Here is a 14143-nt window from a genome sequence, read left to right on the forward strand (position 1 = left end):
ACAATGCCTAACGTTGATTTATCGGCCGAAGTGAAACACAATGAGAGGTTTGGTGAAATGAAATGAGCAAAAAGCCACCTGAAATGGCATGGGTTGAAGAATTGCATCCGGAGCTAACCGCCTACTGCTACAGAATGTTGGGGTGTGTATTTGACGCTGAAGATGCTGTGCAAGATACAATGCTTCGAGCTTGGAAGGGTTGGGACAGTTTTCGCAATGAATCTTCTCCCAGGACCTGGATCTATCGAATCGCTACCAACGTATGTTTGGATAAGGTAAGAGGATCGAAACGCCGAGTAATACCAATAGACTTCTCAGAACCGGTGTCGACCGTACGGGTGCCCACGGAAACATTGCCTTTGACGGATTGGATCTGGCCAGTACCCGACAACGTGATTGATCCAGTTGATGTGACAATTCGGAAAGATACCATTCGTCTAGCATTTATAGCTGCTTTACAAACACTGCCGCCACGCCAGCGTGCAGTACTTATTTTACAAGATGTGTACCGATGGTCAGCCAGTCAAACCGCGAGAGTATTAGAAACGTCAATTACCTCAGTCAATAGCGCGCTACAGCGAGCAAGGCGGACACTTAATCGTGCTAACTTGAAATCGGAAGCACTGAATGATGTTGATGCGGAAGTGAATCAGGGGTTGATTGACCGGTATGTCGATGCTTTTGAACGCTCTGATATTGATGCGCTTATAGAACTTTTTCATGAGGACGGAAGCATATCGATGCCGCCTTTCGTCATATGGATCAGTGGTCGTGCGAATCTTGCCGCATTTTATGAACTAACTCGGTCTCACTGTGCAGGCTCACGATTGTTGCCAACCAGAGTCAATGGTACAGTTGCCCTTGCTCAGTATGCTCGAGGTCAATCGAATGAACAACTAGCACCGTGGGGTATCCATGTGCCCGAGATTCGTGATAATAGGATAATCCATGTACATACCTTCATCCATCCCGCAATATACTCCCGACTAGGGCTGCCAACTAAGCTAGACTTAACTATTTGATTGTAGTAGATCAAATTAAAAATACATCTATTGGACCGATGATTTTCCAGTCGTCCGTTCGTCTATATAAGTGTAAGCATCAATCGATGCAGTATTTGGTCAAAAAATCGACGAGGAGAGAATTTCAATGAAAATTTGCACGATGCAGTACGAATGGATAAGGTGAACGAGGGAAGTGTTGTTACGATACTGCGAATTATTCAATTGCGACAGGTTCGCGCATACCAATCCAAAATGAATGAAGATTAGAAAAGGAGATTAGGAATGAACACATTCACAGACCAATATGCCCTTGTTAAGCGTACAAGAGAAGCGTTGTTTACTTACTGTGAGTCGATACCATACGAAGATTATGTGCATGGACTTGATGAGTTTGCAGGGGCCTCTATGCACTATTTACTAATCCATGTAGCTTATTGCTATAGGTATTGGATTGGTGTTCAAGGCTTACAATTAGCTGAGTTTAAATCAGCAATTCATAACGAAAACGAGATTCAATTAGTTTTTCGTGAGATTGATACATTAGTCGAACGGTTCATTGACAAATACCAAGACAGATGGAAGGTTCCATTAATCGTAAAAATTCCGTTCCAAGATGAGCTTGAACCAAGAACTCCACTCTACATGTTTACGCACACCATCACACATGAATTTCACCACAAAGGCCAGATTGTATCAATAGGTCGACACCTCGGACATATACCTCCCGTTACTGATTTGAGGGCATAACGTAAGAGCTATTCAATCAGCGAGGAGCTCAGTCGAATGAACAATTAGTACCGTGGGGTATCCATGTGCCCGAGATTCGTGATAATAGGATAATCCATGTACATACCTTCATCGATCCCGCACTATATACTCTCCTTAAACTGCCTACGAATCTAGACTTAACTATCTGTTTGTAATGGTACATGTCGAAAAAACAAGGGGTGGACCGTTGATTTTCTAATCGCCTGTTCGTCTATATAGTGTAAGCATTAATAGATGAGTCAAATAAAAAGGAGGAATCAAAAATGTTACTTAGGAACAAAAACGCCGTGATTTATGGTGCAGGAGGCGCAATCGGAGGTGCCGTTGCCCGTGCATTCGCCGAAGAAGGGGCAAAGGTCTTTCTTGCGGGTCGGACTCTTACAAGACTTAATGTGGTAGCAAAGGAGATTACTGACCGTGGAGGAGAAGTTGAGACCGCTCAAGTCGATGCTCTGGATGAGGAGGCGGTAGAAAGCCACCTTTCCCAAGTAATAAACAAAGTCGGGAGTATAGATGTCACCTTCAATCTTATTGGACTCGGCGAAACTCAGGGGGCTCCACTCGTCGACATGGAACAGGGCCGATTTGTAAACCCAATCGTTACAGCCATGCAAACGCATTTCATTACTGCCACCGCAGCAGCACGACACATGGCTAAGCAGAAGGCGGGAGTTATCCTGGCTCTAACTGCCCAAGCCGCCCGTAAACCTTATCGAGATGTAGGTGGTTTCGGGGTTGCGGGAGCAGCGATCGAGGGCTTTTGTCGTCAACTGGCCATTGAGGTTGGACCGCTGGGTATCCGTGTCGTCTGTCTTCGTTCAGCTGGCTCCTCGGATGCACCCGGTGTTGATGAGGTATTCCATCGACATGCGGAAAATGCTGGTATTACCCGTGAAGGGTTTGAGGCAGGTATCGCTGAAAAAACACTGCTAAAGCGGTTGCCAAGACTTGCAGAAGTAGCGAATGCTGCAGTCCTTATGGCCTCCGATCGTGCAAGCGCAATTACAGGCGCCGTGGCCAATGTGACCTGCGGAGAAATTGTAGATTGAAGAATACGTATACAGCTAGTACTAATGCATGTAGAAATTAAATAATTAGCTACATATCAAAAAAGTGTAAAAGTTTTAGATTTGAGTTAGTTCATACAAAGAAGGAATTAAATTGAGAGAACATAGACTGATCAATACTTATAAAAACGAGCTTCAAAATTACTCTTTAGAACAGCTAAGATATAAATCTGAAGAAGAGGTTTGGTCTATTGGGCAAATGTATGACCATTTAATCCTGGTTTCCCATTCTTATTTAGATAATATGGAAACATGTTCCACCTTGAATGAGGTACAACATCTTGGGAAAACGGAGTTTGCTGAGAAATTATTTAAGTTTGGGTTTCCACCGGTTAAATTTAAATTACCAGATGAACTAAATACTCCACCTAATAATTCAGATAGCAAGGACGTGCTTACGAGCAGAATTGATCAAGTAATTCTAAGGTTGAACCAATGGGAATCTAAAGTGGATGATATAAACCCAAATTATAAAATCGAGCATATCTCGTTCGGCTGGCTGAATGCAAGGGAATGGTATGATTTAGTTGAATTGCATTTTCATCATCACTTGCGCCAAAAAGAGGAGTTAGAACAAAGCTTTTTAAGTGACGGGTGTGTAAATTGAAGATATTTTGTTGTCTCGGAGAGGGGATTGAAAGAGTTTAATCTTCCGCAATCGGGAGCATTTCTCTAAGCATGAGAAATGCTCTTTTTTATGGAAGAATGTAGCCGGTAGCCGTTAACAGCGCCTTGTAAAGGGCCAGAGACGATAGTTCGTTCGAAACATCGTTCTGAAGAATATAGCTTGAAGGATCTCGAGCCTGATCAAGAATTGCTCCCACGGTATGTGGAAGCATTTGCAAAATTTGATATCCATGCACTGGGGACCTTGTTTCATGAAGAAGACCATATGTCCATGCCGCCTTTCCCAATGTCGGTACGCAAGGACGATTTGTTTCATGTTTATACGCTTGCGCTGGCATTGCGACGGATCACGGTTTTTACCAACTACGGTGAATGGCGAATATCCCACTCTCGCTCAATATATGCCGAGCAGCGACAAAACAGCCTGGCCCCATAGGCCTTTCCGTCATTGTCACGAAAGACAAGAGAATCTTTCACATCCAAAATTTCATTAAAGCAAAATTATTTTTCAGATTGGGGCTTCCTGAACAATTAGACCGAAGAATTTTGCAATCGGATTTCGTTTAAATAAATGAGAATAAAAAACAATATTCGAGTGAGGTCATTCAAAATGGAAACCATTAAGGAGAATGAAAATGAGAAAAGTAGTTGTATCTGAGTTTGTATCGTTGGATGGCGTCATGGAGAATCCTCAGTGGACGGTACAATTCCGTAGTGAGGAAACAAAACAATTCAAATTCGATGAACTTAAAGCAAGCGACGCTCTTCTGCTTGGACGCGAAACGTATGTTGATTTTGCAGCGGCTTGGCCAAATTTGATCGAGCAAGAAGGGGAATATGGCCGGATGATGAACGATTACCGCAAGCACGTGATTTCAACTACCCTGGAGAAAATGGAATGGAACAATTCATCGCTGATTAAGGGCAATATCACTGAGGAAATATCCAAGCTGAAGCAGCAGCCTGGTAAGGATATCTTGGTATTTGGCAGCTGCACGCTCGTTCAAACGCTGATGCAGCTTGACCTCATCGACGAATATCGTCTTCAGGGTTTTCCCTGTTAAGCTTGGAAAAGGAAAACGTCTCTTTGGAGAAGGGATCGATAAGAAAGCGCTGAAACTGGCGGAAACAAAGACATTCGGTTCAGGTGTCAGGTGTCGTTGTTCTCACGTATCTTCCGGAAAGATAAGATTGATCAGGAAATCAACATCCATATGGCTAAATAAGATAAGGAGGAGCCTTTTGGGTTCCTTCGTACTAAACTTTTCCTCCGATACTGCCTGCTTCGTCGAGTCTTTGCTGTTCACGTCAATCCATACGTAACTTTTAGTTTAAATATAAATGAAAGATTACCACTGGAAGGAGTTCTCAAAACGTTAATTATTAACGTTTTAAGGCTCTCAACTTTTTTGGTTGAGGGTCTTTTTTATTCACCAACACTTTAAAAAATCGTTGGATATGGAAAAATGTATGGGGTGTGTACGTATACATAACGTTCATTTTGAAAACACTTTTGAATAAATTTATAAATAATAAATAAAATTTAGATAACAAATGAATGGAGGTAAATATGTGTCTTATAACCCCTGGTTCACAAATGAAAAAGTAAACGATGAACAGAAAAAGTGCTTTTTGTGTAATGGGTGGGATAAATATATTTATGAAGTTCAAAATAAAAAAAATAAAAATAAAATTAGTATTTGTTTTCAGTGCTATCATAAAATTAATCAAAATGAATTATTTGATAAATTAGACGATTAATTGAAGAAAAATATGGAAATTTGTCTGTGACTTGCTACAATAGTAGTAAGGTTTTTTTTATGGGGAAATGGGGGAACTGAAGTGAAAAAATTATATGGAAATCCTGTTGGATCGTCTTGGCGAAAATGGGATTTACACATCCACTCTAAACATTCAAAAGAAACTTCAGCCAAACTTTCAGTTGAAGATATTTTTAAGAAAGCAATTGAGAAAGAAATTTCGGTAATAGCAATCACTGACCACTCGAATGTGGAAGCGCTGGATGAAGCATGGAAATTGTATGAGTCAACGTTTGAAAAAGATGGAAAAACATATAATTATAATGATTATATAAATTTTATCCCAGGAATGGAGCTAAAAACTGACAAAGGAAATAAACCGATTCATCTTATAGCTCTGTTTCCACAATACATACAAAAAGATGGCTATCAGGAGAAAGTTGATACAGCCTTTTTAAAGTCTGAATTTCTAAGTAAACTCTCATGTACAGATAGTAATATACGTGCTGCAGGAGAGGGGAATTATGATAAAGGTTTGTTGTCGATAAATGTTAACTTTGAGACTGCTTGTGATTTGGCAAGAGAAATGGGTGGTATTACTGTTGTACATAACGGCTCGAAATCGAATGGTTTTGATGGGGGATTAACTCATTCTCAGCTTAATCCTTCTGAAGATGAAATTTTAAACACTTTTAATTATTTAAAAACTAATTTAATGACAAAGTATATTGACGTTTGCGAACTACCTTCTTTAAGTAAATCTAATCTAAAGAGTAAAGAGTTTTATTTGGAGGTATTTAACAAACCTTGTATACACTGCTCTGATTCACATTCAGAATATACTGGAGAAAAGTACACATTTATTAAAGCAGATCCAACTTTCGAAGGATTAAAGCAAATAATATTTGAGCCGAAAAATAGAGTTCATTTAGGAGGAAGCGTTCCTATAGATCCTATTTATCGAATTGATAAGGTGACTATTGATTTTCCACAAGAAACAAGGTTAGGAGAGGAGGAGTTTTGTTTAACTGGCAGTAACGAGTTATACTTCAGTCCTAATTTAACTTGTATCATTGGGGGAAGAGGCAGTGGAAAGAGTACCGTTCTTAACCTTATTCACGAGAAGCTTCTACCTTTACAAAACCGTTTTTTTGAAAAACATACTTTATCCATGGATGGGGATAAAAAGCTCAAAGATTATGTCAAAATTGATGATGATGATGATGAAAAGTATATTGAGTTTCTAAGTCAAAATGAAATTGAAGAATTTGCTTTAGATCATGGGAAATTTACCAAGGCTATCTTTTCAAGATTAAATAAACTAGATGAATCAAATGAATTGGAGGAACACTCTGAAACACTCTCTCTTCATCTAAACCGAATTGAAGAAATCATTAAGTATCAACAAAATCTTTCGGCATTGAAAAAGAAAAAAGCGGATTGTTCAAAGGAGCTGATTACTAACAAGAAACTGGTTTCTTCTCTTGAAGATAACCGTTACACTTCAATTACAAAGAACATTCAATCAATTGATGAAGAATTACAGACTATCTCTTCCTCTAAAAAGCGGCTAAGTAACATCGTTAAAGATTTAGAGACAGTATTAAAAAAATATAACACTAATGTTAAAACTTTAAATCTATATGATGAGCACTATAAGAGCATTATAGGCATTATTTCACAGAAGTTCATGGATATTAAAACAAAAGATAGTTATGAACGGATTAAACAACACGAAAGTTCATTGGAAAGACAATTAACACATGCTCGTAAAGAATTAAGTGATTTCCTAGAAGAAAGAGGTTTATCGGGAGAAAACTTAAAGGACATATCAGAAGCTAATCAAAATATTAATCGATTTAGTCGATTAATCAAAGGCATTGAAGAAGACACAATGGTTATAGCAAATGAAATTAGAGAATTTCAGCACAATGAGGAACTCCAAATAAAGTATGAAGAAAAAATCTCAGAAATGCTAACTATGCTGAATCAAAGTTTATTAAAACTAAATGAACATGTAAAGACCATTGAATTAAAATATCAGTTTAATGATGAGATGGCGAACAGTATCTTTTTAGAAAGAGTTAAGGAAAAGTTTACTACAAATGAAATGTTCAATAGCCTAAGAACAAACGATATTAAAAAGTACCTTTTTTGTTGTGATCCTAAGGAAGTTTCGGAACAAAAAAAGTTCCTTGAAGCATTAGCCAAAGTTGGTAACAAAACAAAAACTTACAAATCACTATACCAAGTTTTCTCAGATGAAAGTAATTTTGAGGTATACAAACTGTTAATAGCAAAAGTCTATTCTGACGTTGAACAGTTTAAGATGATAAAGGTGTATTATGACGGAAAGCCTTTAGAAAATACATCTTTTGGGCAAAGATGTACGGCAGCCATAGTGGTACTTTTACTACTAGGAAACAATCCCATTATTATTGATGAGCCTGAAGCACATCTTGATAGTAGTTTAATTGCTGATTATCTAGTTGAAATGATAAAAGAAAGTAAATTAAAACGACAAATCATCTTTGCCACTCATAATGCAAATTTTGTAATCAATGGAGATGCAGAATTAATTCATTTTCTAGGCATAGGTGAAGATAGAAAAACAACCTTTTCCCACTTAACTATTGAAAATACAAAATACAGGAAAAATTTATTGCGATTAGAAGGTGGCCAGAGAGCATTTGAACAAAGGGAAAAAAGGTATCAATTTAAATAAACGTTAAAAATGAACCCTCCATCACAAATGGGGGGGCGTGCTAAGCAGGTAATGGTAATGCTAGCATAAATGCATCATCTTTCCATAATTTGATTCCTGTGAGTGTTTCTAACAAGCTTCTCCTCTGAGTTTCTTTTCCTAAATCTTTTGTTTTGTTTAATTCAGTCTTTTCAGTTTGAGGAGTCATCTTCTGCGTTACCTCCAATTGCTTATACTATCTCTTTATTTTACCATGCACTTAAAGGTAAATGAGAAGGACTTAGAGTATAATTAAGTTTATATAATACTATTTAGAAGAAAAAAATCCTTTGCTGCGATGAGCAGAGGATTTTGGTTCTAGTTGGATCCGGAAAAGCAAAATGTTGAAGGTTATACAATTTCAGATCCACTCATAAGTTTAGAGATTCCATTTGAAACTCTTACCAGCCTTACATGACCTACTAAAACCTTATGAAAATAAGAAATTAAAATATCCGAAATTTTCTCCACCAAAAAAAGGAATTTTTGGAATGGCACATGAAAGAGAAATTTAATAAGTAATAATCTGGAGTTGTTATATTTATCTCTTGAGTTAGGAATTTATTATTGGTTTTTCAAATGAATTTATAATTCAATGAAAGTGTCATAACCTAAGAATTATGGTACATAAACAGTATTTATTAGGATGTGGATATAACTATTTATATATAACTGGTAAAATTTGAATAAAAATAGATTGAGGGGTTTTGAATGGAGAGAGAACAATTAGTTGAAAAAATAATAGATTTAGGAATGAATCCTGATAATCTAACAAGTGATAACATGAATAAATTAATTGAAATGCAGATCAAAGGTGAATTCGGTAAAGATGTTTTTAAAGAATTTGTAAAAGAAAACAATACAACGTATAAAACCTTTGTTGATGGATTAGGCAATATTACTAAAATACATGAGTCTGCAAGTGATACATACTCACAAACGCTAAAATGGCTTGTCGAAGATTTAAGGAAAGAATCTGAAAAAGCAACTACTTTTGAGGAAAAAGAGAGAATTGATAAAAAAATAGATGATATACTTAATCGATTACAAAAAGAATCCAAAGATAATAAAGAACACGGACTTAAGTTTGGAAGATTAGTGGCTGGTGTTGCCGTTGTAGGTATAGGTGCTGGTCTCTTTGTTTTTACAAAGAATCCAGAATTACTAAAAAAAGGTACTCAGATGATTGCCCAAAAGTCTGTTAAACAAATAGTAAAATAATCAGATTAATCTTCCTTGAAATGCCGATTAAATTCGGCTTTTTTTATATTTTTTGAGTGTCATAACTTAGGAGTTTTGATGCTGTTTTTCTATTGCAGTATTATCAAGGCTTTGAAGGGAGTCATAACTTAGCGTCAAAAGTATATATTAGTGAGTTTATTTTCTTAACTAACGATTTAAATATTTGAAGAAGTGAAAGTGATATAAATTTATGTAATCTATTATCGGTTTAGAATTAACTCAGGTGAGCCTTACCATAAGTAAATGAGGTTTTTTCTGAAAAACAGCTACAGCACCATTCCAGTTAATGTGGAAGGTGCTGTTTTATTAGATGAACATTTGTTGACTACCAAAAATCAAACAACATTTCACAAGCAAAACAACACATTAATCAAGCAATCAATCAAATAAAACAAAACACTTTTCCATGTGTTTTTTCCGATTGATGTGGTGATCGTCCTTAGAAAATCTATGGAGGAATAGTTATGATAAGGATTATACAGAATGCCTTTAGCCGATATGATAAACTGGTGATCTACCTCTTAAAGTGAAAAATGTAATTAATAAGGTGGTAGAAGCTGCGATTGAAATTTCGATTTAAGAAATATCAAATGTATTAATGATTTGTCAGAAACTTAAAATCGATAGATTATTTACCAATTAGTCTATTGAACAATAAAATATTTACTAATATTTTTGGAGGGATAAAATGACAATTGCAGTTATGTACAAATTAGACAATAAAGCAGTATTTATTAATGACTTTCGAGTAACTAATTCTGGTTTATCTGGAATCCAACAAGTAGATGCGATGAATAAATTCAGAAAAATTAACAACAATATGGCTATTTTTTTAGCAGGAAACGTCAATCATTGGAAAATGGCTTTAGAGGCTATAGAAAATATAAAGGAAGATATAACCATTGATAACGTTCTTGATTCTGAAGGGCCTTTAAAGATTGCTTTACAGTCATGTTTAGAGATTATACCCGGTCAATCAAATCAAATTTTGGGGGCTATTGGTGTTTTAGTTGAGCCAAATACAAAAAAAAATATTACTTTTCAAATTCGAGGAGAAGCAGGTTTGGGTTGCAATGTTTATGAAGTACCAAATAATACCTGTTTAGTAATTGGATCGGGAAGCAGTATCCCTGATATTCAAAATCGTATTCAGCGTGTTGCTGTAAATCTTACTAAAGATAATAAATATAATTTATTTGAACTAGCCAACAGTTTAAGGGCTGAATTGAAGTTGATCTTCAAACTTTGTGGAGCATCCTCTTTTAGAAAACTAGGGGTTTCTCCTGTCTTTGCAATTTCTATATTAGAATCTTCCGCATTTCAAATGTGCGGTGAAGAGATCAAAGGCTCATTTTATTCTTCGACAAATGAAATGAGTAGAGAGCACCATTATACATATAACATGGAAGATGGATCTCCAATATTATTCGATCATATCTCGAAAAAAAAGGTCCAAATCAAAGATATTTATGATTATTCCCCTGCAACTCCTTCTAATCTTTTTGACCCTGAGAATCTAACCATTGGCTTCGATCCTACTGTTGCTTTTAATGGAGATAATAACATGTATATAATCAACCAATGGGTGCACAGAAGTATGAAAGATCTAGATCTTATGTATAAAGGGGTTAATAGTTTAAGTGATCTTTTCTCTATAGACAGAGTTGTTTATAGAGTTGAAAATTTTAGATATAATGGAGAGATCTTATGTAATCCGAATTATATAAAACTAGCAGAGGATTTTCTTGAGGACATACCTTTATCAGAAGCAGAAAAGTATAATAATATAGGTTATCATAACTTGATATTAAAGAAAGATACTAAAGAGGAAAATTTCGGGAATTTGATTAAGCTAAATGTTTATAACCATCAATGGCTTCGAAATCAAATAGAAAATTACTTTGAATTATTTAAAGATTGAGGGGACTTAGCAGATCTCAGCTAAGGAAGATGGGAAAGAGATTGGATTAACTAAATTAAACATCATGGAGGTAAAATTCTTAAAATTTATTGAACAGCACCCTGATTATGAACTATATAAAAGTGATACAGTTGGTAGAACTCTTATCATTTGCATACACAATTGTTCGAAACTGTATTATACGAACGTCTTCTTTTAATTTAAAAATACTTTTAAAGGATGATAGTTTCTAGAAAACCGTTCACATCACTGCCCCCCATCATATCGATTTAAAGGTGAATATGAAATGGATGTTCAAGAATCACTAAAAGAAAAATGTTTAGTTGGAAAAGAGTTGCTGAAAGGGTTAATACGTATCTACCCAAAGTCTAAATCATTGAATGATATTTGATTTATGAAAGGTCTGTTAAATATAAAGCCTGGTGGCAAAACCAATCATATTGCCACCAATTACATCTGTTTAAATCCTACATAGAAAAAATATTAGCCTATTAAATCAAAGTTTTCCAACTAGATCTGTTATAATCCGATTCGCTCTTCCTCCTTGACAGGGAAGATTCGGGGGGCAAGTCCCCCACAGGCATCCTCAAGCACTTAAAAAAGTACTTTTTAAATGCTTGGGGTCACATTTTGGTAAAATACCATACTTCTTTATATTCATAATGAATTTATGGCTGATGTCCTACAGCTTCATTTAATGATTCCTTTAGGTGAAAAAAGCTTTATTTCATCTATATTAATCCCATATAATAGAAAAAATAGGTAAAATTACACTGTGAAGGGGAAGTTAAATAGATTTCTTGAAAAATGTAAAATGGTTTATAGAAGATATGCATGATGCTAACAAAGAGCTAGTCTCAGGAGTAAGAGAAGTCGGGAAAGAGTTTAGGACAGATATGAAAGATTTAGTAAAGGAACATAATCCTACTATGGGTAAAGCAATTTAAGGTATCGATAGATTAGTACAAACGGTGGGAAACGTAATAAACTCTGCCCCTAAACCTCATACAACAGTTCCTGATATGAAGAACATTCTTAGAGATATGAAGGAACTGTGGAGAGAAGATGACTTAGAATTAGCTGACCATCTTAGCGTCACAGGGGGAGTAAGATTTCCTGGATATTCTCACCATGCCATTTATCTTGGAGATGACCAAGTAATCCATTACCAAAATGGTGAAGTTAGGGTAGATAGTTTAGATGCCTTTAGAAGAGGTGGAGAATTAAGAGTAAGTGATAGTGTATGTACTTATTCAAAAGAAATTATTATAAGTAGAGCATACTCAAGAATTGGTGAGTCAAATTATAATTTGCTTTTTAACAACTGCGAACATTTTGTAAACTGGTGTAGAAGTGGTAGCAGTACTACACACGGTATTTAAGATATATATCTAAAACTAAAAAAGCAGCCTAATTTATATTATGGCTGCCTTTATCTGGCTGGATGAAATGAATTATTGTTCTCCTCACTACAAAAGGATTATTCTATTAATATAGAAAGTTGGAGATAAAAGGTTTAATTGAATCATGCCTGATCCCCATACCAAAATTATTCTCAGGATATAATACAATAGTACCTCCAGAAATTAGTAGATGAATTTTATCCCTTATCAGTTTGTTTAAGCTTCCTCGATGATATAGTTAAGGAAGGTAGAATATTGGACCAAAATCACGACCAAAATCGGACCAAAATAATTTAAAAAGAAATGAAATATTTTAAAAACCAAATATGATAAACGCTGATTTTATAGCGATTTGAATATATTTTGAAAAGAAAAAAAAGGGTGAGATATGTTCCGCACTCAAGTTCACCCTTGGGAACGCGAACAATATATGAGCTTGTATTAAAACCTGTAAACCCTTGACACTATTAGTGTTGAGTTTTTTTTATTTGTTTGAAAAGTAAGAATTGCCCACCTAATTGCCCACTATTTGCCCAAACTTTTCTCGAAAATTTTTTGTGTGGATTAAGTCAATATTCCTTGCTGGTAAGATTATTCTATTGAAAATTGAAACATAAAGGCTTATGAGTTATAGCTTAATGGGTATATTTGAGGAACCTTTCTTTATGATGTGAGGGTACTTCTTTTATTAATGGTCGACTTCTTTTATGAACGTGTTACAAATTAGGAGAAAACCTATCGGATTTTAGGTTTTTGCTTTATTATAAATACTGTCAATAATTATAAAATGGAGGGAACAAATGAAATCAACTGGTATTGTTCGGAATGTAGATGAATTAGGACGTATTGTTGTACCAATCGAATTAAGAAGAACTCAGGATCTTCAAATAAAAGATCCTGTCGAAATCTTTGTTGAGGGAGAACAAATCATTCTAAAAAAATATACAGCCTATAATGCATGTATGGTAACTGGGGAGGTATTAAATGACAATATCTCACTTGCTAACGGAAAAATCACGTTAAGTCGTGAAGAAACAATGAAACTTATAATAGAATTAAAAGATAAACTACAAATCGCATAATCTCGAAAATAAAATGCTTAAGACAGAACTTTACAAATAAAAGAATCGACCTTGCCTCTGGTTGCAACTACGGAACGTATGGAAGACCAAAACCGCAAACAATAAAGAACCCATTGGGTTGGGATGAGGATAAGGTTAGAAGTGACAGGTACAAAAAATTTCAAATTTAAATGAAATTACTGCATTGCTTGAAGAAAAAGAAAACGAGAAAGATAAACTTCTTACGAGTGTTGAAGATTGAGGTCATTTATTTGACCTCTTTTTGTTTGCATATTTTTTTATTGAGAATACTATATATTTACAATCATCCTCTAAAGGAGAATAGGTATGCAAAATAATAAAAAGAGTAAAGTAGTTAACCTTTTCCCTAAAATTAAAAAAATGATTATAACAAAGAAATAATAGAATTCAAGAAAACAATCGATTCTTATTTGAAGGAAAAGACAAGGAGTAATATTAGAAATAATTTGAATTAAATATTACTCAAAAATGAATAAAATAAGTAGGACTCTAATGAGTCTTTTTT

The 14143-nt window shown here is 35.3% G+C and carries 12 protein-coding genes and 1 pseudogene; 12 read left to right on the forward strand and 1 reads right to left on the reverse strand.

The window, feature by feature from the left end:
- The first annotated feature begins 62 nt into the window (after nt 1–62).
- The 7 genes and pseudogenes from AR335_RS03115 to AR335_RS03150 all read left to right on the forward strand — a co-directional run bounded on the left by AR335_RS03115 (nt 63) and on the right by AR335_RS03150 (nt 7951).
- Nucleotides 63–1022, forward strand: coding sequence for a sigma-70 family RNA polymerase sigma factor (locus tag AR335_RS03115; RefSeq protein WP_062231921.1), 960 nt, complete (start codon nt 63–65; stop codon nt 1020–1022).
- Between the two features lie 264 nt (nt 1023–1286).
- Nucleotides 1287–1751, forward strand: coding sequence for a DinB family protein (locus AR335_RS03120; RefSeq protein ID WP_062231923.1), 465 nt, complete (start codon nt 1287–1289; stop codon nt 1749–1751).
- Nucleotides 1752–2035: 284 nt separating this feature from the next.
- Entirely contained in the window at nt 2036–2821 is a 786-nt protein-coding gene (locus AR335_RS03125) for an SDR family NAD(P)-dependent oxidoreductase (protein ID WP_062231925.1), read from the forward strand.
- A 112-nt stretch (nt 2822–2933) separates the two neighbouring features.
- Nucleotides 2934–3446 (forward strand): DinB family protein, encoded by a 513-nt coding sequence (locus tag AR335_RS03130; RefSeq protein ID WP_062231926.1) that lies wholly within the window; start codon nt 2934–2936, stop codon nt 3444–3446.
- A gap of 180 nt (nt 3447–3626) precedes the next feature.
- Nucleotides 3627–3902: a hypothetical protein gene (locus tag AR335_RS03135; protein WP_062231929.1), complete on the forward strand. Its 276-nt coding sequence runs from the start codon at nt 3627–3629 to the stop codon at nt 3900–3902.
- Nucleotides 3903–4101: 199 nt separating this feature from the next.
- Nucleotides 4102–4618 (forward strand): annotated as a pseudogene (locus tag AR335_RS24795) (dihydrofolate reductase family protein); the annotation flags it as partial.
- A gap of 690 nt (nt 4619–5308) precedes the next feature.
- Nucleotides 5309–7951: a TrlF family AAA-like ATPase gene (locus tag AR335_RS03150; RefSeq protein WP_062231934.1), complete on the forward strand. Its 2643-nt coding sequence runs from the start codon at nt 5309–5311 to the stop codon at nt 7949–7951.
- A 40-nt stretch (nt 7952–7991) separates the two neighbouring features.
- Here AR335_RS03150 and AR335_RS23505 read toward each other — a convergent pair whose 3' ends face one another.
- A complete protein-coding gene (locus AR335_RS23505; protein ID WP_156418828.1) occupies nt 7992–8138 on the reverse strand; it encodes a hypothetical protein in 147 nt (48 codons plus the stop codon).
- Nucleotides 8139–8680: 542 nt separating this feature from the next.
- Between AR335_RS23505 and AR335_RS03155 the strand changes: the two genes are divergently transcribed.
- The 5 genes from AR335_RS03155 (at nt 8681) to AR335_RS03170 (ending at nt 13617) form a co-directional block, all read left to right on the forward strand.
- Nucleotides 8681–9190, forward strand: a complete 510-nt coding sequence (locus tag AR335_RS03155) for a hypothetical protein (protein ID WP_062231936.1) — start codon at nt 8681–8683, stop codon at nt 9188–9190.
- A 709-nt stretch (nt 9191–9899) separates the two neighbouring features.
- Entirely contained in the window at nt 9900–11132 is a 1233-nt protein-coding gene (locus tag AR335_RS03160; protein ID WP_062231938.1) for a hypothetical protein, read from the forward strand.
- Nucleotides 11133–11932: 800 nt separating this feature from the next.
- Nucleotides 11933–12079, forward strand: a complete 147-nt coding sequence (locus tag AR335_RS23510; RefSeq protein WP_156418829.1) for a hypothetical protein — start codon at nt 11933–11935, stop codon at nt 12077–12079.
- Nucleotides 12080–12154: 75 nt separating this feature from the next.
- Nucleotides 12155–12514 carry a lecithin retinol acyltransferase family protein gene (locus AR335_RS03165; protein WP_082683328.1) on the forward strand — a complete coding sequence of 120 codons (360 nt, stop codon included), beginning with the start codon at nt 12155–12157 and terminating at the stop codon, nt 12512–12514.
- An 821-nt stretch (nt 12515–13335) separates the two neighbouring features.
- Nucleotides 13336–13617: an AbrB/MazE/SpoVT family DNA-binding domain-containing protein gene (locus AR335_RS03170; RefSeq protein WP_062231939.1), complete on the forward strand. Its 282-nt coding sequence runs from the start codon at nt 13336–13338 to the stop codon at nt 13615–13617.
- Nucleotides 13618–14143: the final 526 nt, after the last annotated feature.

Source organism: Fictibacillus sp. FJAT-27399 (genome assembly GCF_001510655.1).
In the GTDB taxonomy this organism is placed as follows: Bacteria; Bacillota; Bacilli; order Bacillales; family Fictibacillaceae; genus Fictibacillus_C; species Fictibacillus_C marinisediminis.